This window comes from Marinomonas sp. (assembly GCF_039940335.1).
Taxonomy (GTDB): domain Bacteria; phylum Pseudomonadota; class Gammaproteobacteria; order Pseudomonadales; family Marinomonadaceae; genus Marinomonas.
Genome location: NZ_JBDVGW010000013.1, coordinates 829,642 through 851,683 on the forward strand (window position 1 = coordinate 829,642; position 22,042 = coordinate 851,683).

At 43.2% G+C, this 22,042-nt stretch carries 17 protein-coding genes; 5 read left to right on the forward strand and 12 right to left on the reverse strand.

All coding sequences use genetic code 11. The features are described from left to right. Nucleotides 1-8: 8 nt before the first annotated feature. The 4 genes from ABJF92_RS13645 to ilvY all read right to left on the reverse strand — a co-directional run bounded on the left by ABJF92_RS13645 (nucleotide 9) and on the right by ilvY (nucleotide 5,542). Complete coding sequence (locus ABJF92_RS13645) at nucleotides 9-1,607, reverse strand: ABC transporter substrate-binding protein (RefSeq protein ID WP_446816335.1); 1,599 nt, start codon at nucleotides 1,605-1,607, stop codon at nucleotides 9-11. Between the two features lie 558 nt (nucleotides 1,608-2,165). After that, nucleotides 2,166-3,137: a transposase gene (locus ABJF92_RS13650; RefSeq protein WP_446816336.1), complete on the reverse strand. Its 972-nt coding sequence runs from the start codon at nucleotides 3,135-3,137 to the stop codon at nucleotides 2,166-2,168. A 126-nt stretch (nucleotides 3,138-3,263) separates the two neighbouring features. Next, on the reverse strand, nucleotides 3,264-4,622 hold the full coding sequence (locus ABJF92_RS13655) for a diguanylate cyclase (protein ID WP_446816337.1): 1,359 nt from the start codon (nucleotides 4,620-4,622) through the stop codon (nucleotides 3,264-3,266). A 38-nt stretch (nucleotides 4,623-4,660) separates the two neighbouring features. After that, entirely contained in the window at nucleotides 4,661-5,542 is an 882-nt protein-coding gene (ilvY, locus tag ABJF92_RS13660; RefSeq protein WP_446816338.1) for an HTH-type transcriptional activator IlvY, read from the reverse strand. Nucleotides 5,543-5,737: 195 nt separating this feature from the next. Between ilvY and ilvC the strand changes: the two genes are divergently transcribed. Together ilvC and modF are read left to right on the forward strand one after the other, a co-directional pair. After that, complete coding sequence (gene ilvC / locus ABJF92_RS13665) at nucleotides 5,738-7,213, forward strand: ketol-acid reductoisomerase (RefSeq protein ID WP_446816339.1); 1,476 nt, start codon at nucleotides 5,738-5,740, stop codon at nucleotides 7,211-7,213. 237 nt (nucleotides 7,214-7,450) lie between these two features. After that, nucleotides 7,451-8,899: a molybdate ABC transporter ATP-binding protein ModF gene (gene modF, locus ABJF92_RS13670; protein WP_446816340.1), complete on the forward strand. Its 1,449-nt coding sequence runs from the start codon at nucleotides 7,451-7,453 to the stop codon at nucleotides 8,897-8,899. 184 nt (nucleotides 8,900-9,083) lie between these two features. Here modF and ABJF92_RS13675 read toward each other — a convergent pair whose 3' ends face one another. Further along, nucleotides 9,084-10,001 (reverse strand): lysine exporter LysO family protein, encoded by a 918-nt coding sequence (locus ABJF92_RS13675; protein WP_446816341.1) that lies wholly within the window; start codon nucleotides 9,999-10,001, stop codon nucleotides 9,084-9,086. 264 nt (nucleotides 10,002-10,265) lie between these two features. Here ABJF92_RS13675 and ABJF92_RS13680 point away from each other — a divergent pair, with 264 nt between their 5' ends. Both ABJF92_RS13680 and ABJF92_RS13685 read left to right on the forward strand, forming a co-directional pair. After that, nucleotides 10,266-11,636 carry an MATE family efflux transporter gene (locus ABJF92_RS13680; RefSeq protein ID WP_446816342.1) on the forward strand — a complete coding sequence of 457 codons (1,371 nt, stop codon included), beginning with the start codon at nucleotides 10,266-10,268 and terminating at the stop codon, nucleotides 11,634-11,636. A 461-nt stretch (nucleotides 11,637-12,097) separates the two neighbouring features. Beyond that, entirely contained in the window at nucleotides 12,098-12,802 is a 705-nt protein-coding gene (locus ABJF92_RS13685) for an FKBP-type peptidyl-prolyl cis-trans isomerase (RefSeq protein ID WP_446816343.1), read from the forward strand. A gap of 111 nt (nucleotides 12,803-12,913) precedes the next feature. Here ABJF92_RS13685 and ABJF92_RS13690 read toward each other — a convergent pair whose 3' ends face one another. Continuing rightward, nucleotides 12,914-14,164 carry an O-antigen ligase family protein gene (locus ABJF92_RS13690; protein ID WP_446816344.1) on the reverse strand — a complete coding sequence of 417 codons (1,251 nt, stop codon included), beginning with the start codon at nucleotides 14,162-14,164 and terminating at the stop codon, nucleotides 12,914-12,916. Between the two features lie 122 nt (nucleotides 14,165-14,286). Between ABJF92_RS13690 and ABJF92_RS13695 the strand changes: the two genes are divergently transcribed. Next, nucleotides 14,287-15,687: an undecaprenyl-phosphate glucose phosphotransferase gene (locus ABJF92_RS13695; RefSeq protein ID WP_446816345.1), complete on the forward strand. Its 1,401-nt coding sequence runs from the start codon at nucleotides 14,287-14,289 to the stop codon at nucleotides 15,685-15,687. Between the two features lie 17 nt (nucleotides 15,688-15,704). On the opposite strand, the gene ABJF92_RS13700 is transcribed toward ABJF92_RS13695, so the two are convergent. The 6 genes from ABJF92_RS13700 to ABJF92_RS13725 all read right to left on the reverse strand — a co-directional run bounded on the left by ABJF92_RS13700 (nucleotide 15,705) and on the right by ABJF92_RS13725 (nucleotide 22,028). Continuing rightward, nucleotides 15,705-16,886: a nucleotide sugar dehydrogenase gene (locus ABJF92_RS13700; protein WP_446816346.1), complete on the reverse strand. Its 1,182-nt coding sequence runs from the start codon at nucleotides 16,884-16,886 to the stop codon at nucleotides 15,705-15,707. 133 nt (nucleotides 16,887-17,019) lie between these two features. Then, on the reverse strand, nucleotides 17,020-18,117 hold the full coding sequence (locus ABJF92_RS13705; protein ID WP_446816347.1) for a glycosyltransferase family 4 protein: 1,098 nt from the start codon (nucleotides 18,115-18,117) through the stop codon (nucleotides 17,020-17,022). Then, complete coding sequence (locus tag ABJF92_RS13710; RefSeq protein ID WP_446816348.1) at nucleotides 18,114-19,124, reverse strand: glycosyltransferase family 4 protein; 1,011 nt, start codon at nucleotides 19,122-19,124, stop codon at nucleotides 18,114-18,116. The genes ABJF92_RS13705 and ABJF92_RS13710 overlap by 4 nt, the downstream gene beginning before the upstream one ends. After that, the gene (locus ABJF92_RS13715) at nucleotides 19,121-20,089 is read right to left on the reverse strand and encodes a glycosyltransferase family 2 protein (protein WP_446816349.1); all 969 of its coding nucleotides are present in this window, start codon (nucleotides 20,087-20,089) and stop codon (nucleotides 19,121-19,123) included. Before ABJF92_RS13715 ends, ABJF92_RS13710 begins: the two co-directional genes overlap by 4 nt. After that, nucleotides 20,089-21,189 (reverse strand): glycosyltransferase family 4 protein, encoded by a 1,101-nt coding sequence (locus tag ABJF92_RS13720; protein WP_446816350.1) that lies wholly within the window; start codon nucleotides 21,187-21,189, stop codon nucleotides 20,089-20,091. The genes ABJF92_RS13715 and ABJF92_RS13720 overlap by 1 nt, the downstream gene beginning before the upstream one ends. Then, nucleotides 21,186-22,028 (reverse strand): hypothetical protein, encoded by an 843-nt coding sequence (locus ABJF92_RS13725; RefSeq protein WP_446816351.1) that lies wholly within the window; start codon nucleotides 22,026-22,028, stop codon nucleotides 21,186-21,188. The genes ABJF92_RS13720 and ABJF92_RS13725 overlap by 4 nt, the downstream gene beginning before the upstream one ends. Between the last annotated feature and the right edge of the window lie 14 nt (nucleotides 22,029-22,042).

The following is a 22,042-nucleotide window of genomic DNA, read 5'->3' on the forward strand; positions in this document are numbered from 1 at the left end:
TAAATGGCTTACTTGCTTAGGCTGACATTGTAGAAGTAATGACCACCTAATGGATCGATCTTGTAACCTTCTACTTCTTTACGAATTGGCTCGTAAACAACAGAGTGAGCGACGGTGATCCAAGGCGCTTCACGTTTGAAGACAACTTGAGACTCTTCGTACAACTTAGTACGCTCAGCTTTGTCAGAAGTACGTTTCGCGCTCATCAACAAGTTATTGAACTCGTCGTCACACCATTGGGCACGGTTTGATCCGCCAACCGCATCACAACCTAGCAATACATGTAGGAAGTTATCTGGGTCACCGTTATCACCGGTCCAACCTAGCAAGACAGTTTCGTGCTCACCTTTCTTAGAACGGTTTAGGTATTCACCCCATTCGTAAGAAACGATCTCAGCGTTAACACCCACTTTTTTCCAGTCTTCTTGCATGATCTCAGCCATACGACGGGCATTCGGGTTGTATGGACGCTGTACTGGCATCGCCCAAATGTTGGTATCGAAACCGTTTTCATAACCCGCTTCTTTCAACAACTGTTTCGCTTTCACAGGATCGTAAGAGTAATCCTTCACAGAATTGTTGTAAGACCACATAGTTGGTGGAATTGGGTTCTTAGCGACTTTACCAGCACCTTGGAATACCGCATCAATGATGGCAGATTTGTCGGTTGCTAGGCTTAGTGCTTGACGGACACGAACATCATCGAATGGTTTTTTCTGCGTATTAAAGGCTAGGTAACCTACGTTCAAACCTTCTTGGCTCATTAGATTAATGTCGCCGTCTGCTTCCATTTGCGCCAAATCAGCAGGGTTTGGATAAGGCATCACATGACACTCACCAGCTTTTAGTTTCGCGTAGCGAACAGAAGCATCAGGCGTGATGGCAAAAACGAGGCGGTCAATAGCGGCTTTGCCTTTCCAGTAATCTTTAAATGCTGTGTAGCGGATCAAAGAGTCTTTCTGGTACTGCACTTTTTGGAAAGGACCAGTACCTACTGGGTTGATATCTAGCTGCTCTGGTGTACCTTTCTTCATTAGGTAATCAGCTTGTTCTGCTGAGAAGATCGACGCGAAATCCATTGCAAGGTTAGCAACGAATGGCGCTTCTGGTGCGGTTAGAATAAATTTCACTGTGTAGTCATCAACTTTCACAATGTCTTTAATCAGACTTTCCATGCCCATACCGTTGAAGTACTCATAAGAGCCACCGGATACAGAATGGTAAGGATGATTTTTGTCCCACTGACGAGCAAACGTGAACACTACATCGTCGGCATTGAAATCACGAGTCGGTTTGAAGTCTTTCGTAGAATGGAACTTAACACCTTTACGTAGATTGAAAGTGTACTCTAGACCGTCTGGTGTCACGCTGTAGCTTTCTGCTAAGCCTGCTTCAGTTTCCGTCGTACCCAGTTTGAATTCCATCAAACGGTTGAACATGTTCTTGGAGGAGGCGTCAAACGTTGTACCAGAAGTGTAAAAAGCCGGGTTGAAACCCTCTGGGCTGCCTTCTGAACAATATACTAACGTTGAGGCGGCATTTGCGGAAGTTGACATTGCGCCCGCAGCGACAAGCGCTAAGGATAACGCGGTTAACCCTTTTTTCATGCTAGTTCTCCAATTTCGTATCAATTTAATAGTGGTAGAAAGAGTAATTTCTTCTTCATTTTTAGATGCTTTACACCCTGCATGGGACTGACCACTTGGGGTGAAAACCGTTCAAACTCTGTGACACTTTGCAAAGAATGCGTAAAAACAGTGTTTTTGAAGAGTACTCAACCCCAGAGAAATCACCAATCGAAATAACGAGACAGGCTATGCAAAAGACGCATAGAGAATTTGAATAACAATAAATAGCCTTTGTTATCATAAGGTTAAATAAAAACCTAACAGTACAATTACCTTTAACAAGAACCCTCCCCTCATAAATAGGACAGGCACTTCTAGCCTATCTCCTCTGCAACTAGGACAGGCATCTATATAAATCAGATAAATAAACAGTAAGTTGGTGTCTTTAACTTTAAAAATTACTTTGTGAATTTATTTGGAAGAGGAAAGCGCTTTTTGTTTACAGATTCGTCCTATAAAACGGCTTAGATGGCGAGGTGGTGACACACATGACTCTTGCGATGCTCACAATATAAGAGATTTTGGTCTTGGTTTTGATTAAGCGAGAAGTTTGGCGCTTTTTCTGCTAGGCCTTCGATGCATATGATGAGATTCACAGTAACCCTGGATAGACATTTCTTTGCCTACTACCCTACCCGTTTTGACTTCAAACTCTTTTGCGATAGCCAACCAGTTCTCCGTGGATATATTAAGTCTTAGCAGTATGGGTAATAGCGAGACATCTATCGAGCCAGATTTATCTGCTCTGATAATGCGCCCAGTGGAATCTACAAGGTCCAAATAGTCCTGCAACATAAAAGGCAAACCTTTTGGCATGTCATTCTTGGTGTTTCCAACAAAAGGATATAACGCTTTAGACTGATACCCCTCTCTGGCAGAGACCACCCTTTTCTGAATACTGGTGTGGTCTGATGTTTCAGGAGTCTTACATATATTTGATCTTATTGGGTTTAAATCAACGTAAACCATACACGCCAACAAGGCAGCTTCATCCAATAAGGCTTGAGTTTTAAATCGCCCTTCCCAGAAATGCCCAGTACAGTTCTCTTCAGCGTTGGCTTTACGAGCAATAGGTTCATTCAACTCCTTCATAAACCAACTGATGCTTGTTAATCGCTCCCGATAGGTTTCTACCACTTTTTCGACTAACGAAACAACATACTCTGGAAGTTGCTCTCCAGTTACGTATTGTTGAGTAAAAGTCGTCCCTTTATGAAGTTTATGCCAACGCTTGAGAACTTCCATCGTAGACCAATTCTGGGCCTTTTCTGTATCTACATGCACAACCACATGTAGGTGATTACTCATCACCGCGTAGGCACATATCTCTATCGAAAATACGTTAGTTAGAAACAATAAGCGATTCTCCACCCAAGCTCGGCGATGTTCGTAACTGACACCTGTTATTGGGTTCTCCCCACATAAAAAAGCATGGCGTACACAGCGTGAGACGCAATGGTAATAAGGCGTATCTTCTAAGCAAATTTGTTGATTCCTTGGCATAGGCATAATCAGGCTCCTCCATGAGATAACTGATTAAGTATAGAAAAACTTGGGGAAAAGGCTAAGAGATGAGTGAACGCCTTGTGAATACAAGGCGTAAAAGGTGCCTGTCTTGGTAAAGAGGGGTTGAGACTAACCACTCACCACTTGGTTTCGCCCCTCGTGCTTCGCTTTATAGAGCAAGGTATCGGCACGCTTTACAATGTTGTCTATATCATCACCCGCTCGGTATTCCGTCACTCCGATGCTGACGGTGATATTTGGTAGTTTGTCATGTTGCATTTGTTCGATCAGTTCGCGCAGACGTTCCGCACTTTGCTTGGCTTGCTCTCCAGGTGTACCTTTAAACAGCACCACAAATTCCTCACCTCCTAGTCGAAACAGCATGTCAGTTTCAGCGATGGTTTCTTGGATTTGCTTAACCAGTTGTTGTAATACAAGATCGCCTATGTCGTGCCCCTGACTATCATTGATTTTTTTGAAGAAATCGACGTCGAGCATCGCCATGCTAAAAGGGTTGCCTCGTTTCCCAAAACTTAAAGATTGATGGGCTTGTTCATCCCATTTATGTCGATTGTAAGCACCGGTTAATTTGTCTCGAGTGGCGAGCTCAATCAGTTCTTTTTCTAGTTCGAAGTGGTCGCGCATTTTCTTTGAATGCTGCACCACTAAGTTCTTTAAGCCTTGTTCTAAATCCGTAAAACTATCGCTGACACCCTGACCCGGCAAGTCATTACCAATATCGTCGTCAATAGAGCGCTGTAACATGTCCACATGGCTACGCACTCGGGCCATTTTGTGCCGGAACATGCGCAATATGTTATAGGCCAGATAAATGCCGATAAAAAAGGCGGCCACTACCAACGCCATGTTCACGATTAAAAACTCTTTGCCTTGCGACACTACTTCTGAAGACACCTTGGTGGTTAAGCGATTCACATCTTTTAAAAGCTGGTAAGCCTGTTCGTCTAACTCCTGATCTTTTCGCTCTAACTCCTGCCAATGATTAATAAAGGTCTGATGTCCCTGTTCAAAGAAATGATTTGCCAGTTCATTAAAGTGATTGCGATCATGATGCAGCTCTTGAATCAGTGACAGCAATTCTTTATGGTCTTCTTCACTGACTTCAGAGCGTTTCATGGAAAGGCCTTTTTGCACTGTGCCCTTTGCCTTTTCTAGCAGGATAGAAAAATGTTCGTTGTATTCATTTAGCCCATCCAGTGACTCTTTTTTTAAAGCGTCATTTTCGAAAAACTCCACTCCTTCTCGACGAATCACTTCCATTAGTAGATGCTGCTTAAGTTGCAACATTTCCGCATCCGCAATCACTTCCGACAGCGGCAGATCGACCTCTACGACTTCGCGCATGTGGCGGCCGATTTCATCGAGCTTAACCACGGAATAGACAATGACGATGAATAACACCGATAAAAAAAAGAACGAAAAGCTACTAATAGAGCGCGACATCGATTTATCTATCCAGTGTTTCATTGTCCATTCCTTTAAAAATAAACCTTAAAAACTAAAACTTACCCCATTAGGTTCCAAAAAGCTTCCACCATGGGATTTTTTAGATTTCTCTGTAACGCAAAAAGACCTATATCATAAGGTGCTAATTCAGGCTGCACTTCTAGTACCTTAATTCTGTCCACCAGCGGGCTGTTATCCAAAACTATTTTCGGCACTACACCAATACCAAAACCCAAGCTAACCATACTCACAATGGCTTCATTACCTGTCACTTGAGCATAGATCCGTGGCGTAATGTTTTGCTGTCGAAACCATTCATCCACATGATCCCGAGAAACCCCACTCTCTGAAAGTATCATAGGGATTTTTGCCCAATCATCAGAGTTGGAGGGTGCTTCGCTGGGCACATTTGGCAATTGCTGTTCTAGTGGACCGATAAATAACAAAGGCGAAATGGCGATGGGTTTAAACGCCAAGTTACGATTCATTTTTGCGGGCTTAGCGGCAATGGTAATGTCTTCTTTGCCGTCCAGAATATGGGCCACAGCATGCTCTGGGTCGCCCGTGCGCAGCTTTATTTCAATGCCTGGATGGGTATTACGGAATTGACTGAGTAATTCATACAAGAAACTGTAGCTTGCGGTCACCGAGCCATAAAGGCTGATTTCACCTTTGAGCATTTTCGAGTGATCCGTCAATTCGTGACGAATAAGATTCCACTGAGTGCTGGTGTCTCGGGCGTATTCCACAAATCGTCGACCTTCTTGAGTCAGGCTAACAGTACGATTGTCCCGATGAAACAGCGTTACGCCAAGCTCTTCTTCTAACTGACGAATGTTACGGGACAGGGCAGAAATACTGATATGACACTCTTCGCTGGCACGACCAAAATGCAGGCTTTCCGCCAAGGCCAAAAAGTGCTTTAACATCTTAATATTCATAATTTTCTACCCTGCTCCATCGTTGCATAATTTGGGATATTATATTGCAAATATATCAATTTACGAAAGAAATACATTTGCTTATAGTGGCATCATTCTTAGCAAGGCAGCTTTATTCGGCTAACCGCTAAGTAACCAAATTAACCGATCAAGCCCTTTGGTGACTTGATAACGAACTCAATAATAGGTGCAACAATGTCTAATAACTATTTCAATACTTTGCCGCTACGTGAGCAATTGGCTCAACTAGCAAAATGTCGTTTCATGGATAGCTCCGAATTTTCTGAAGGCGTGGATGCGCTTAAAGGCAAAAAAATTGTCGTTATTGGTTGTGGTGCTCAAGGTCTTAACCAAGGTTTGAACCTTCGTGACAGCGGCCTAGACGTTTCTTACACGTTACGTGCAGCGGCTATCGCTGAAAAACGTCAGTCTTGGAAAAACGCCACTGAAAACGGTTTCGTTGTTGGCACTTATGAAGAACTTATCCCAACCGCTGACGTTGTATTGAACCTAACACCTGATAAGCAACACACTCCAGTTGTTAAAGAAATCATGCCGCTTATGAAGCAAGGCGCTTGCCTATCTTACTCTCACGGTTTCAACATCGTAGAAGAAGGCATGAAAATTCGCGAAGACTTAACCGTAATCATGGTTGCACCTAAGTGCCCAGGTTCTGAAGTACGCGCTGAATACGTTCGTGGTTTTGGTGTTCCAACGCTTATCGCAGTTCACGAAGACAACGATCCTAAAGGCGAAGGTCTTGCACTAGCAAAAGCTTACGCAGTAGGTACTGGCGGTCACAAAGCAGGTGTCCTAATGTCTTCTTTCATTGCCGAAGTGAAATCTGACCTTATGGGTGAGCAAACTATCCTTTGTGGTATGTTGCAAACTGGCTCTATCCTTTGCTTCGACAAAATGGTTGAAGAAGGTATTGATGCAGGTTACGCGTCTAAACTTATCCAATACGGTTGGGAAACCATCACTGAAGCATTGAAATACGGCGGCGTGACCAACATGCTAGATCGTCTTTCAAACCCAGCTAAGATCAAAGCATTTGATCTTGCAGAAGAACTTAAAGTGATCATGCGTCCTTTGTACAACAAGCACCAAGATGACATCATCAACGGTACTTTCTCTCGCGTTATGATGGAAGACTGGGCGAACGATGACAAAAACCTTCTTGGCTGGCGTGCAGAAACGGCTGAAACTAATTTCGAAAAAACACCTGCTGGCGATGTCGAAATCTCTGAGCAAGAATTCTTCGATAACGGTATCTTGATGGTTGCCATGGTTAAAGCCGGTGTTGAGCTTGCTTTCGAAACTATGACAGCTGCGGGCATCATCGCTGAGTCTGCTTACTACGAGTCTCTACACGAAACACCACTAATCGCGAACACTATCGCTCGTAAGAAACTTTACGAAATGAACGCGACGATCTCTGATACAGCGGAATACGGTTGTTACCTATACAACCACGCTTGTCTTCCATTGCTAGGCGACTTCATGAAAGGCATCAAAACTGACGTGATTGGTAAAGGTCTTGCAGAAGACGATAATGGCGTAGACAACGCTCGCCTAATCGAAGTAAACGCTGCGCTACGCTCTCACCCAGTTGAAGCTATCGGTGCCGTACTTCGTGGCCACATGGCTGACATGAAGAAAATCGTTTAATCTTTATTAAAAGATAAACGTCAAAAGCCAAGGTTTTGAACCTTGGCTTTTTTGTTTGTCGAGTGGACACTAAAAGAGTGCACCTCGATTTTTTTAGAACGTGTTTAGTAGGACAGGCACCTTTAAAAGCCATATAACCATTGGCTTTTTGTTAACAGGCCCTGTTATAGCCGCCACTGACAATTTGGCGATTTTCCACCATGTCAGATACATTCACCTTAACCATGAGACCTCGTTATGCTTGCTAAGGCAATTTCACTTCACGACGCGACTGTTCATTTTGATGATAAATTCACTCTCAACAAAATTAATTGGACCATTGCTGCTGGTCAGCATTGGGTAATAACAGGCACCAATGGTTCGGGGAAATCTGCATTGGCAGCTGTATTGGCGGGCATTGGTGAGCTGAGTGAAGGGCAAGTTAAGCATCGTCCCAACAAGGTTGAGCTTGTGTCTTTTGAAGCTCAAGCCCAGTTGATTGCCGCAGAATTGAAAAAAGACGACGCCGACATTATGGATATCATCGCGATTGGTACGCCTGTCAGCGAGATGGTTTTCGATTATTGTCGAGATAAAGCACTAGCCACCAGCTTAGTGGAAAAGTTTGGTTTAACCCCCTTATTGGATCGCGCCTTTCGAAAGCTTTCAACAGGAGAAACCCGCAAGGTCATGCTAATTCGTGCCCTCGCGAATCAACCTGATTTGTTGATACTCGACGAGCCTTTCGATGGTTTAGATGCGGGCACACTGGCCATGCTACAAGAACATTTGGCGTCGATTGTTGATACTACGCCTATGGTGTTGGTACTGAACCGATTCGATGAAATGCCAAGCTTTATTAGCCATGTTGCTTTTATGAACAAGCTCGCGGATGACCAAGCCGAACTGGCCTTTACTGTCGATAAACAAGACGACGCCGCGTTTAATGAGCTTTATCAACTACTACATTTAAAAACCACAGACTTAGAAGTGCCGCCAGCGGATGCCCACGCCAAGCTCCCGACTCTCGGCCCAGATCAGCCTTTGGTGAAATTAACAAACGCGACTATTAAGTACGGCGATACAGTCATTGTCGATAAGCTCAATTGGACAATTCAACCCGGCCAGCACTGGCAATTGAGCGGCCCAAATGGCTCAGGCAAAACGGGCGTCTTGTCATTGATTACCGGCGACCACCCGCAATGTTATGTGAACGACATTTTTGTGTTTGGGTTTCAGCGGGGCAAGGGCGAAAGTATTTGGCAGATTAAGCAGTTCATTGGCTATGTGTCTACCGCCTTACAGTGGGAATACCGTGTCGGTACTAGTTGTAAGAATGTCATCATTTCGGGGTTTTACGACAGCATTGGCATGTATTCTAAATCTACCGATAGCCAGAAGAAGATCGCCGACCAATGGCTGACATTGTTGGGCATGTCGGACCGTGCCGATCAGCCATTTAATAAACTGTCTTATGGTGACCAGCGCTTATTACTGATCGCTAGAGCTATGGTGAAGCACCCTCCGTTGCTGATTCTTGATGAGCCTTGCCTTGGTTTAGATGATATGAACCGCCAATTAGTATTGGCGCTTATCGAGAAGATTTGCGCGGCATCACAAACTACTGTGCTGTATGTGAACCACCACGCAGAAGATAAAATTCAAGACATAGAGCATTACCTTGCCCTGGAGAAACCTAATACCTAACATCAAGGCGTTGTCGGCATCCCCCTACACCGTAGGTCGGTCTTCAGGCCGACGCTGAATGTATAAATGGCATAACATCGGCCGCCTCATCAAGGCGTTGTCGGCATAAATGCCGACCTACAAAGGACTGGGCCTTCAGGCCGACGTGGAATGAATTGGGAAATAAGGCCGATACAAGGAAACCTTACTTACCAACGCCCATAAACAATGGAATCAAAATCGGCGCAAGGATGCTCATGATAAAACCGCTGGCGATGCACACAGGGATGATCTGCGCCCCATGGAACTTACCTAAAATCGGCAAGGTAAAGTCCATGGCCGTGGCGCCAGAATAGCCCACAGACATGTGACTATTGATACGCGCCAGCAGTGGTATCAGACTTAAGGCAATAATCTCACGACCAAGGTCGAGCAAAAACGCCGTGGTGCCAAGCACAGGATCACCAAGTCCTGTAATCAAAATACCAGACAAGCTATACCAACCGAAACCAGAAACCACCGCTAAGCCGTGATACCAGTCTAAACCTAAGATTAGACTACCCAACCAGCCGCCTAATAACGTGGTGAAAATCGTCACCGCTGCAATAATCACCCCTTGCGCATTAAGGAATAACTTACGCAGTCGATAATTGCCTTGGCGAAGCTGACAACCGACTAAGAATAACAATACATACAAGAGGCCAGTAACAAGCTCATCCACATGACTGGCCCAAGCTTTTCCTAGGTAACCACAAGCAATGCCGCCAAACACCCAAACAAGTGTTTTTAAGGCATCCATTAAAGCTCTCACACCACTGTCTTTAGGTTGCTGTGCATCTTGTCCAGCATGATGACCACCTAGACATCTGCCACTGAAATACAAGGCCGTTAGACTAAGGCTACTGATCAGAAGCAATAAGATGAAGGCTTGATAGCCAGCGATGAGAAGCTTATCGAGAAGGTTGTCTAATGCCCCAAGACTGAAACCGATCAGGCCAAGAATGACGTACACCAAGCCTTCCAAACCGCTGGCGACTCGATTAGGTGTTAGAAACTTTAGGTTGATCCAGTAACCCAGTAAAAGTGCGAGCAATAAAGGCCCAAGTGTAGCAATAATTGTCATGTACGAAAGTCATCCTAGACAGGCAGAATTAAAGGCCGCATTTTGTCGTGATTCGACCATCAGTGCAAGGTCAGAAGTGCTCTTTGATCGACTCAAGGCAATGTGAAATAAGCATTTCCGACAGCATGGTAAAATGGCTAAGTTGTGGTGCATTATGCAGGCGGTAGTGATAAATTACCGCCTTGTTTTTTCTCTAGGTCGTTATTTATAAAAATCACGTCGAGTAGTGAAATCTAAAGGTTGGAATGGACTGTTCGAAGTCTCATGGATTGTTGGTGGTACGGTGTGATTAAGCGTTTTAGAGCATTAAAAGAAATACTTCATTTATTATTCCCTATGGTCTTAACCATCACACTGGAGCTGTCGATCAGCGTGGTGGATACCATCATGCTAGGGCATTACAGTGCCCAACATTTGGCCGCGGTTGGCTTAGCATCAAGCCTGTGGATGCCTATTGGTTGTTTCCTCATTGGCGTCACCTTTGGCTTAACGCCTTTGGTTACGCGCCACCTACATGGCCGCCAGCTTAAACTAGTCAATCTTTATATGTCTCAAGCGGTGGGATTATCTGTTATTTTAGGACTGATCGCATCAACCCTTACCGTAACGGTTTTGCCGTATTTTGCAGGCCTCATGGCGGAAGAAGCCGAAACCCGAGCGGTGACGATCAATTACTTGTATTTATTCGCTCCAGCTTTACCTATGCTGGCGTTAATGACATCCTATAAAAATCTGTTCGAAGCGGCGGGGCGCCCCGGCTTGCCTTTGTTAGTGGCGAGCATTGGCTTGGTGCTGAACGTCATTTTCAACTATGTACTGATTTACGGCAAACTCGGCTTCCCTGCTATGGGCGCGCAAGGCGCGGCAATTGCTTCCTGCTTGTCTTTGTATTTAGCGGTATTCTTCTTTTTCATTTACGACCGTTTTTTCAACAACCGGCCTTTGTTTACCCGATTAGTACTTAAATACACTCACAAGTTCGGTATTTTACTCAACGTTGGCGCACCTGCTGGGTTTGCTTTTGCCTTTGAAATTGGCTTATTTTCCTCTATGACTTGGCTCATCTCATCATTTGGTGATGTCGCGTTAGGTGCGGGGCAAATTGTCATGTCTTACATCTCCTTCCTCTTTACACCACTCATGGCCATGAGTGCCGTGGCCGCTATCGTCGTCGCAAAAAGTATGTCGAAAGAAGGACCTGAAGGGGCGAAACAACGCATCGCCATTATCGCCAAACTTGGCCTTGGTTATGTCTTAGTTTGCTTTGTCATCACGCAAAGCTTTCATGATGTGATTCCTTTAATCTACAGCAGTGACAAAGAGGTTGTGGCGTTAGCCGCCAGTATTCTGATCATATCTGCCTGCTACCAACTGCCAGATATGCTGCAAACCATCTACACAGGTGCTCTTCGTGGCGTCCGTGATACCCGCGCCACTATGTTTGCCTTTGGCATCTCGCTATTTGGCTTAAGCATGCCGCTTGGCTTCTGGTTGTCTCACTACAGCCCTTGGGCAGAAACCCTTTCACTACGTGGATTCTACCTCGGCCTAGGGGCAGGGCTGAGTCTACTGGCCGTGATACTCATCGCCCGATTCTATCGCGTCATCAACCGCGGAAAGATCATCACAGAATAACAACGATTCCTTTGTAGGTGCGGCTTCAATCGTAGGCGGAAACTGTGTCATTCCCCTACTCCAACTGTCATTTTTTTGTAAACCCTAACAGCAAAATAATGCCCTTTGATAAACAGCGTCATCATTGTGTAAAAGCCTTTGCGGATGGCTAAAAACAGGGTCTATCATGACTTCACGTTTTGTACTTTGTTGAACTTTTCAATCTATTGGAGCTCAAACAAAGTGTGCAGGTGAAGGGGTCGCTTTGATAAGCTTTTAACATAAAGTTGGCATTAACAACCCGCAATATGTTAGAACAGTATCAACGGATCTGAATTGAGCAAAGTACAAAACGTATATCCTTGTTTCTACTTTGTTTTCATCCTAATAAATGCTTACTAAAGCATCGTGAAATCAAACCTTATCTCGAGTGCTTTTTGAAAGCCCAAATGATAAATCAATAAACGAATGGAACGCTTTTTATGAAAAAAACTCTTATTGCGGCGCTGGTAATGTCTTCAGTTTCTTTTGCGCACGCGGACGATTCATCAGTCACTCTAGACAGCAAAGAACAGAAACTAGGCTACAGCATCGGTACTATGTTTGGCTCTCGTATGGCTCAAGACTTTTCTGACCTCGACATGGAAACTTTCATCGCAGGCTTTAAAGACTCTTTTTCCGGTAAAGAAGGTCAAATGACCCTAGAAGAAGTTTCAAGCACCATTCAAGCGTACCAACAAGAACAAGCGGCAGTGGCTCAAGCAGAGCAAGAAAAACTTGCCAAAGAACAAGCCGAAAAATCCAGCGCTTGGTTGAGCGAAAAAGAAGCCGAAGATGGCGTAATGAAAACTGAATCTGGCCTATTGTACAAAGTCATCACCGAAGGTTCTGGTGATAAGCCAAGCGCTACCGATACGGTAAAAGTTGATTACGAAGGCTCTCTTGTTGATGGCACAGTCTTTGATAGCTCGTACAACCGTGGTGAGTCTATCACCTTCCCGCTTAACCAAGTAATCCCTGGTTGGACGGAAGGTCTACAATTGATGTCTGTTGGCTCCAAATACGAGCTATATATCCCATCAGACCTTGCTTACGGCCCTGGCGGCACAGGCCCTATTCCACCAAACTCGCCATTGAAGTTTGTGGTAGAACTGCATGAAATCGAAAAAGCAGAAGCGGCTGAATAAGCTTAGCTAACCGTACAAACAAAAACGGCCGATATAACAATATCGGCCGTTTTTTATGTTCACTGCAGAAAATAGGCACAGCAAAAAATACATACTGCAATCAAATAGAGACTAGTTCGACTTACTTTCCCCCAACTCTTCACGCTCTGCCCAACGTGTCGCCGCCCAGAAATAGACAATAGGGAAGGCATACATCATCACCCCAATGTTGTGAGCAAACATCACTTGGGATAAGCCAAAGTCCATATAGCACATGGGGATCAAAGCACCGGCCATAGCATAGGACTTTATGCGCCAATTGTTGGCATTGGCTTCCATTTTCTTAATAAATAGACGCATAGGAACCAAATACACTAATAACAAAAATGCCAAACCGACTAAACCTCGCTGACTCAAGGCATTGATAAACTCATTGTGAGCATGATTAAAGTGCAGCATAGCTGGAGGAATCACCCCCTGTTCGACCATACGCTTCTTTTCAGCTTTCTCACCATATTCCCCTACCCCCAATATTGGAGACTCCTGAAAGAGGTGATAAGCCGTAACCCACATATCAAAGCGCATACCTAATGACGTTGCTTTATTTTCACCACTATAATATTGAGAAAGGCTAACCAAGGTTTGGTCGACTTTTTTCATCACACCTGTTTGCGGTACAGCAACAGCAACACCAAGCAGGATAAATGCGGCTACTAATACCCCTACTAAAGACTTCTTTGAAAACAGTTCGCGACTTTGCCAAAGCATAAAACAACCAATAATCGGCAGAGCGATCCAACCACCACGAGAACCAGATAAAAAAGAACTGCCAATCCCGGCGATCGCCGCTATCAATGCCAGCGACAACCAAAAATAGCGCTTCATAGCTAAAAAATACGAGGCTCCAGCTAGACTCAGCAAGCCGAGCAGCATACCCGTGTTACCAAACATAATGGGGTATTCACTCCCATGTGCCCTATCAATACCTAAAACAAATTTTTCGTAACAGGCCAAAGCAAACGCACCTATGGCACCTACGATCGCTCCATACCATAACCACTCCTTATGGTTACTTGACTGCAAAAGCATAAGCAACACAGGTAACACAAGGATAAAACGTGAAGGTCGATCCAGTTCACGGGTATACCAACCATCTAGATAAACGAAGACAAACATACTTAAACCAAAAGCTAAAAAAGCATAAAATAAGCGCCTATCTTCAAGTGACAAATCGCACCATTTGGGACGTAAATAGAACAAACTAGCCGAGGCTAAAAATAGCAGACCTGTCGGAATACCATAGCCATTAGGAGTACTAATGGCTAAAGCAAAGGTTAACGCAGCCAAGCCCCAGAGTAATGCAGAAAAATATTGTCGTAACATATAAAACCAAATATAAAAAAATGCGCTCCCACAGCGCATTAGAATTATGCATCAAATTAGCCTAGAAGATAACAAAAATACTGATATCATAACAACTTAACCTAATACAAAAAGAGAACTAAGTGAAACTAGGTATATCATTAAAAGAACACAGCGCTTCAATTGCTTTATCACTCCGTGCTATTGATCTATTCTGTCTTGTTTTTAGCGGCATATTCAGTTACTGGCTACGCTTTGCTAGCCTCGATCTTAACGCTACCTACAAAAGTGTCTTGTTACTCGGTGTACTTATCGGCATGATTCTTTTAACGGTAGTTGGCGCTTATCGTGCATGGCGTGGAGCTTCTTTATCTTCTGAAATGCGCTGTGTCATTACCGCAACGGTAGGCACCTTTCTTTTCTTAGTAATCAGTGCCTTTGCCACACAAACCTCCGTTTTATACTCACGTATATGGGTCGGAACCTGGCTTATCACTTCCACTGTGATGATCTTAGGTTACCGGTTTACCCTACGAGCCACATTAGGCGCACTGCGCAAACGCGGTTTCAATATTCGCCGGGTCATTATTATTGGCGATGGCGAACTAGGGCAAGATGTCGCCAGCAAACTCATACTAAGTCCGGAACTGGGCATGCAGGTACAGGGGTTTATCACCGACAACCCAGATAAGTACAAACGCGCTCTAGTAAAAGAACTCCCAGTCTTAGGCAGTATCGACGACATAGACAAAATTGTAAACCAACTCGACACAGACCAAGTATGGATCGCTCTTCCTCTTAGTGAAGTAAAACGCATGGAAAAAGTGCAATCCACCCTTGCTACCAGTGCCGTCACAATACGGATGGTACCTGACATTTTCGGCTTTCAACTGCTGAACCACTCCTTAACAGAAGTAGCGGGCCTACCCGTTATCAACCTATCCACTTCACACATGCTAGAAGGCAAAAACCGTTTCTTGAAAGAGTTGGAAGACAAACTACTTGCTACCATGATTTTACTTGGCATCAGTCCAATCCTGTTACTGTTGGCTATCGGCGTAAGAATTAGCTCTCCTGGGCCAATTTTTTACCGACAAGAACGAGTAAGTTGGAATGGACGAACGTTTAATATGTTGAAGTTCCGCTCTATGGCTGTCGACAGCGAAAGAAATGGCGTCCAATGGGGAGGAGCGAAAACTATGTCTGTGACGAAATTTGGCGCCTTTATTCGTAAGACCAGCCTAGATGAGTTACCACAATTTCTAAATGTACTTAAAGGCGATATGTCGATTGTAGGCCCTCGTCCAGAGCGAACAATTTTCGTAGAGCAATTCAAAAAAGAAATTCCCGGCTATATGCAAAAGCATACAGTAAAGGCAGGCATTACCGGCTGGGCTCAAGTTAATGGCTGGCGCGGCGATACCGACTTGCAAAAGCGTATCGAGCATGACTTGTACTATATCGAAAACTGGTCACTCTGGTTAGATATCAAGATTATCATCCTGACTTTTTGGAAGGGTTTCATAAACAAAAATGCCGCTTAAAGCGGCATTTAAATTAACTAAGAATCACTTCCAAACAAGTCTCGCGTATAAACCTTATCAATAATGTCATCTAAATCTGGTGTGAGGCGGTTGGCAATCACCACATCTGATTGAGCTTTAAAAACATCCAGATCCAGATAAACTTTCGAATTGAAAAAACGCTCTTCTTTTAGTTCGGGCTCATATAGGATCACTTCCACTCCTTTCGCTTTCAATCGTTTCATGATGCCTTGAATAGCGGAGGCTCTAAAGTTATCACTACCAGATTTCATTACCAGACGATAGATACCAACGGTTTCAGGGTTTCGCTGTAAAATAGACTCAGTGATAAAGTCTTTACGGGTCGTATTTGAATCAACAATGGCTTTAATGAGGTTATTAGGGACATCTTTATAGTTGGCTAATAACTGCTTGGTATCTTTCGGTAAACAGTACCCCCCATAGCCAAAGGATGGGTTGTTGTAGTGTGTGCCGATACGCGGGTCTAATCCAACCCCCTCAATCACTTGCTGAGAGCTCAAACCATGGGACTCACAGTAAGAATCGAGCTCATTAAAGTAAGCAACTCTCATCGCTAGATAAGTGTTAGAAAACAGCTTCACAGCTTCTGCTTCCGTTGAGTTGGTAAATAAGACATCGATATCTTTTTTAAGCGCGCCTTGTTGCAACAGGCCTGCAAACACTTCAGCTCGTTCAGACTCCTCACCTACGATTATTCGTGATGGATGTAAATTATCATATAGCGCTTTACCCTCACGTAAAAACTCTGGCGAGAAGAGTATGCTGTTGGTTTTAAACTGAGCATTTATAGATTTTGTAAAACCTACTGGCACAGTAGATTTAATCACCATCACAGCATTAGGGTTAATCGCTAACACATCCTTAATAACACTTTCTACAGAGCTGGTATTAAAGTAGTTGGTCTCTGGGTCATAGTCTGTTGGCGTCGCAATAATCACAAAGTCAGCGTTCTCATAAGCCACGTGCTTGTCCAGAGTCGCTCGGAAATTTAGTGATGTATCCGCTAAAAATTGCTCTATTTCTTGATCCTGAATAGGAGATTTTCTTGCCTCTAGCATAGCAACTTTTTCTGCCACAACGTCCACCGCTACAACATCATTATGTTGCGCGAGTAGCATCGCATTGGATAGACCGACATAGCCTGTACCTGCTATTGCTATTTTATATTGACTACACATATTCTAATTCTCTATCCAAAAATTTAAAGTGGTTAGTTTTATCCCTGGTAAAATACAAGTCTATTTTACGTTATTGAAAATCTAATTAACGATAATTTTCCCTGATTATCAGGCTAGATTTTGAACTAGTATCTTATTTATTGGGCAACTGTTCATTTATAAGAACTTGCATCTGCTTTTTAAACTCCGCTTTACTAAATTTTTCTACATACTTTCGAATAGTTGCAGGATCAAAGCTCCCCATATTCTCTTCAAAGTCTACCACGGCTTGATTTAAAGCCTTCTCCGTTTGCGCATCAAAAAAGACACCAGACACAGCTTCCTCCACCGTTTCTAGGGCCCCACCTTTACGGAACGCAATAACAGGTCTTCCTGACGCCATGGCTTCAAGAGGGACAATTCCAAAATCTTCTACGCCAGGGAAAACAAGTGCTTTACAGTGAGCAAGATAATGTTTTATTTCACTAAATGGGCGTCGCCCCAGTATTTCAATATTAGCATTAGCTAATTTTTTAAGTTCCTCAAATTGCTCGCCTTCCCCAACAATTTTTAGTTTTTTACCAGACAGATTAAACGCCCGTACAGCAAGGTCTGCTTTTTTGTAGTTAACTAACTGCCCTAATATTAAGTAATAGTCTTCGGGGCCTTGCTCGCTAATTGCAAACTCATCAAAGTCAACTGGAGGATGAATGACATCGGCTTCCCTGTGATAAAAGCTCTTAATTCGCTTAGCGACAAAACGGCTATTCGCTATAAAATGGGAGACAGACATTGAACTTAACTGATCCCAGCGACGAATATAGTGAAGTAACGGCACCATAAGCATCTTTTTTAGCCAACCAGACTGACTGCGGTACTCATGGTACATGTCCCAGGCATAACGCATGGGTGAATGGCAATAACAAATATGAGGCTGACCTGGGGCAGGGATAACACCCTTAGCAGGCCCAGATTCGCTAGAAATAATTAGGTCGTAGCCTGATAAATCAAATTGTTCCAAAGCCAACGGCATAAATGGCAGGTAATTTTGATAAAGTTTTTTCGCCCAAGGCAGTTTGCTAATAAAGCTTTCTGTCACCTTATGCTGGGCAATCACACTGTCTTTAAAAGCATCAGCATGATAAATATGAGTATAAAGATCAGCTTGTGGGTAAAGCTCACACAGAGCTTCTAGTACCTTTTCACCGCCGCGGTTATTTACCAACCAATAATGCACAATGGCTACTTTCATTCTATCTCTAATACCTCAGTTATCGCACGGTCCCACTTTTCTCTCGACAAATGCCAAGCAAATTCTTTTGCTCGCTTTAAGCCTCTAACACGTAAGTCACTCACAAGCTGAGCATCCGTTTTAATAGTTAGCAAAGCGTCTTTAATTGATTTTTCACTTGTTGGATTTACAAACAAAGCAGCATCACCTGCAGTTTCTGGCATAGCAGTTACATTAGAAGTGATTACGGGTGTACCAACCGCCATCGACTCCAAAACAGGTAAACAGAAACCTTCATACAAGCTTACAAGTACGCTAGCAAGCGCACCTTTATAATAGCTAGGCAATAAGGTTTCATCTATGCCATTAAGAAAGACGACACTCTCTTGTAAGCCTAACTCCCACACGAGTTCTGAAAGCTCTTCTGTGTCACCACAAGATAAAACCAGATCAACCTCTGCTTGCAATTCACTCGCTGCGAAAGCTCGTATTAAACGCGGTAAATTTTTATGTTCTTTATTATTTCCAACATAAAAGAGGTAGGGTTTGTCTCGGACTATTGGATCAACATTAGGATGATAAAACTCATGGTCGACCCCATTGGGCACCACGGCAATTTTATCTATTGAAATATCAGCCCATTTAGCAGTTTCATTGCGACTGAATTCGGAAACAGTAAAAACCAATGGTGCAGAACGCACCGCTCTTTTCACCACCCAATCATAATACATCGTATTCTTTAAGCTTGAATAACCTTTGAAATTAAGATGCATGAGATCGTGAATCGTAACGATCGCACGCCCTTTCGAAAATAGAGGACAGTTATAACCAGGACTAATAAAATATTGTTGTTTATTAACTGCTTGAGACAGACGCAAAGGGTCAAGAGCTGATAACGCCTGAAACAAATCACCCTGGATCATTTGAGCATTCACGATGCTTTCAGACTGCATGATTTCTTGGCAAAAGCGCCCTATACCACCACTGTTAAGCCATCGTGCATCAAATAGAATAGAATCAGGGCTCATAATTTTTTATTTGCCTTCTTTACAAATACCCAAGTTAGAAATGAGCCAAAAGCGTTAAAGCAGTTAATGGCTTTTTTATATTCGCGCCGTCGTAAGCGATTAGCCCCCCACAAGGGCAACATCAATAGCAACACAGGAAGTGACACAGGCTTGAACTTATAAGCAATAATAAATTTATTTCGAATAAAGTAGAAATCCGACAACACGCTCTTTGCGATAGACGCTCCTTCTTTATGATAAACAATGGAATTCGTCGCTATATCAACAAAATAGCCTTGTTCACAGGCTCTATTCACATAGTCTAATTCTTCGTAATACAAAAAGTAATCTTCACTGAGAAGGCCGACAGAGCCTAAACAGCTACGCGGTATAAACATTGAAGCACCAATAGGGTAGTCAACTAATTGCCCAGTAGCGTCAGTTCCGACAGGAGAATGGCCTAAAACATGGCTTGAACTACCCAACCAATAGTTATAACGCCCGCCAATTCCCTGTAACGTACTACGCTGAGAAAAATATACTAATGTCGACCCCACAATGGATAAACCCGCATTCTTATTAGACAGCATTTCTAATTGATTCAATGCTTCTGGGTCTACTTCTGTATCATTGTTTAATATCCAGACATGTTCCATATCATCTTGCGCTAGGCTAAATGTTAAAGCCAAATTATTGCCACCAGCATAGCCTAGGTTTTGACCAGACTTAATAACAATCAAGTCTTTCTTTTGAGCCTTCAAAGGCTGATGAATTAGCTTGGGGGAAAGCTCGAAAATATCCTCTATAGATTTGCTCGCTTGTCCATTAACCTTATGCCATTGCTTTATTTCATCAACCGAATTATCACGCGACCCGTTATCACATACGACTACCTTAAAATTCTCAGTATTTAGTTGATAAAGGGACTCCAAACAAGCCAGCGTATCCTGCCAGCCATTCCAATTCAGTACAACAATATAAACCACTATAAACTCTCCACCAGCTGTTGCCATCGCTTAGCAATAGAGTCCTGCTGGTACTCTGCTGCAATCTGAATTGCCGCGTCACGTTGAAAACAAAATGCTCTCGGTGATTGTTCTACAGAAAACAGAAAGTGCGTTACTTGCTCCATAAACTCTGCTTCAGTGAATAAGTTACCCTCTAAGCAAGTATTAGACAAAATGGAACATGGACCGACGTGATCTGTCGCCAAAGGGATAACGCCACAAGCCATCGCTTCGATTAAGGCGATACCAAAAAGCTCTTCCCAATCCGGGCTTCGTAGCGAGGGCTGAAGAATGTAATCGGCTGATCGATACAAGTCAGCAAGTTGCTCTCTATCTTTCACGAAGCCTAAGTAGCTTATATTAGAGTATGTTGCAGCCATGGCCTCAACGGCTGGTTTTAGACGCCCACTACCTACAATACTAAAACGGTATTCTGGGATGTTCCTAGCAAGCTCAGAGAGTAGTAAAACCCCTTTCTCCTCAACTAAACGGCCCACAAAAATAATATGTTTATACTGTGAGTTATCAGCTGTCGGATAAAATAAATTGTCATCAAACGCGTGATAAACTTCCGTACATAATGCCTGGTCAACCTGTTGGTGAACCACTAACTCTTTAGTAACTTGCTCAGTTACTAAAGCGAACCGCTCAACACTATCATGCAAAAAACGGTACCATGCGTTTTCAACAAAGCCTGATAACCACTTGGCTTTCTTAGGATACTTATTACCACTCCAATCACTCCAAGAAGAGTGATAGATAACTTTAGCATGCTTTGATATTCGTAATAATAATAGCATGCGCCAATCCAATGGAGCACAGCCTATCACTAGCACACAAGATTTCATACGGTTCGGAAACAACAAGCAAGAGACAAAAAATAACCAATCGTTCATTAACTTGCCTACTTTATCAAACCTCTTTTGCATTACAGCTTTAGCAAAAAGCTTGAAGAAGGTAAAAGTAATAAATTCGACTCGCTGCCCCGTTGAACGAGCGTAACGACTCAAACCTAAATAATGCTCTGGAGCACCATACTCATGAAAAACATAGACTTTATTTACTTGAGAGAAGCTCACTGCTTAATCCTTGGGTGAACACCATGCCAAAGACTATAAAAAAGATTATTTCTTTCTTTGAGTACTCGTTTAGCGCCAAAAGCTCTAAGATTTAACAACAAGCCTTTCACTGCGCCTAAAGAAGGGTAATTCCTTATTTGTAAACAAGAGTCGATCAATCTCTCTCGTACTCTAAAGTCGGTCAGAACTTCGTCTTCAGATGATAAAGAATGATTAAGTGGACTTGCTAGAAAAAAAGTTTTGTAGCCTATCATACGCAAACGCTTAAAAAAGGTGCTATCAATACCATAAAAACAAAATCGGACATCAAATAAGTCTGGAAACTTCTTATTAAGTAGAGTTTTTAATTCTGGCTTTACAGTGACAGCACTCATGACACTTACTGCTGGCTGCTGTATTAGATCATTATTAGATAATTGCTCTACATTTTTGATACCTTTAAATTTCGGATAAACCAAGTGTTCCCCAACTTCGATCTTAGGTATCAGTACTAGGCTATCAGAGGTGGCAAAAACTTTAAGACCTTGAAAATATGCAGATGTTAAATAAGTATCGTCATCAAGAATCGTTAGCGAAGTGTCAATACCGTCCCACACTTCATTATAGATTTCGCTAAGGCTACGATTTTCAAGGCTTTCTTTAAAATTAATTTTAACCCCTTTTTGCTTCAATCGCGCGATTTGATTAGAGGAGTCTAAAGCACTCCTTAGAGAGTCAGGACCGTTGTTCCAAAGCAAAACCCGTGCAGTTAATTCGCTTGGTAAATGATTTTGAAGCGTTTGCAAAGTGCTTGACTCATCGAAGCTCTTTCCATAAAGGACTACCAGAAAGTGATGCATACCAAGCTACCTAC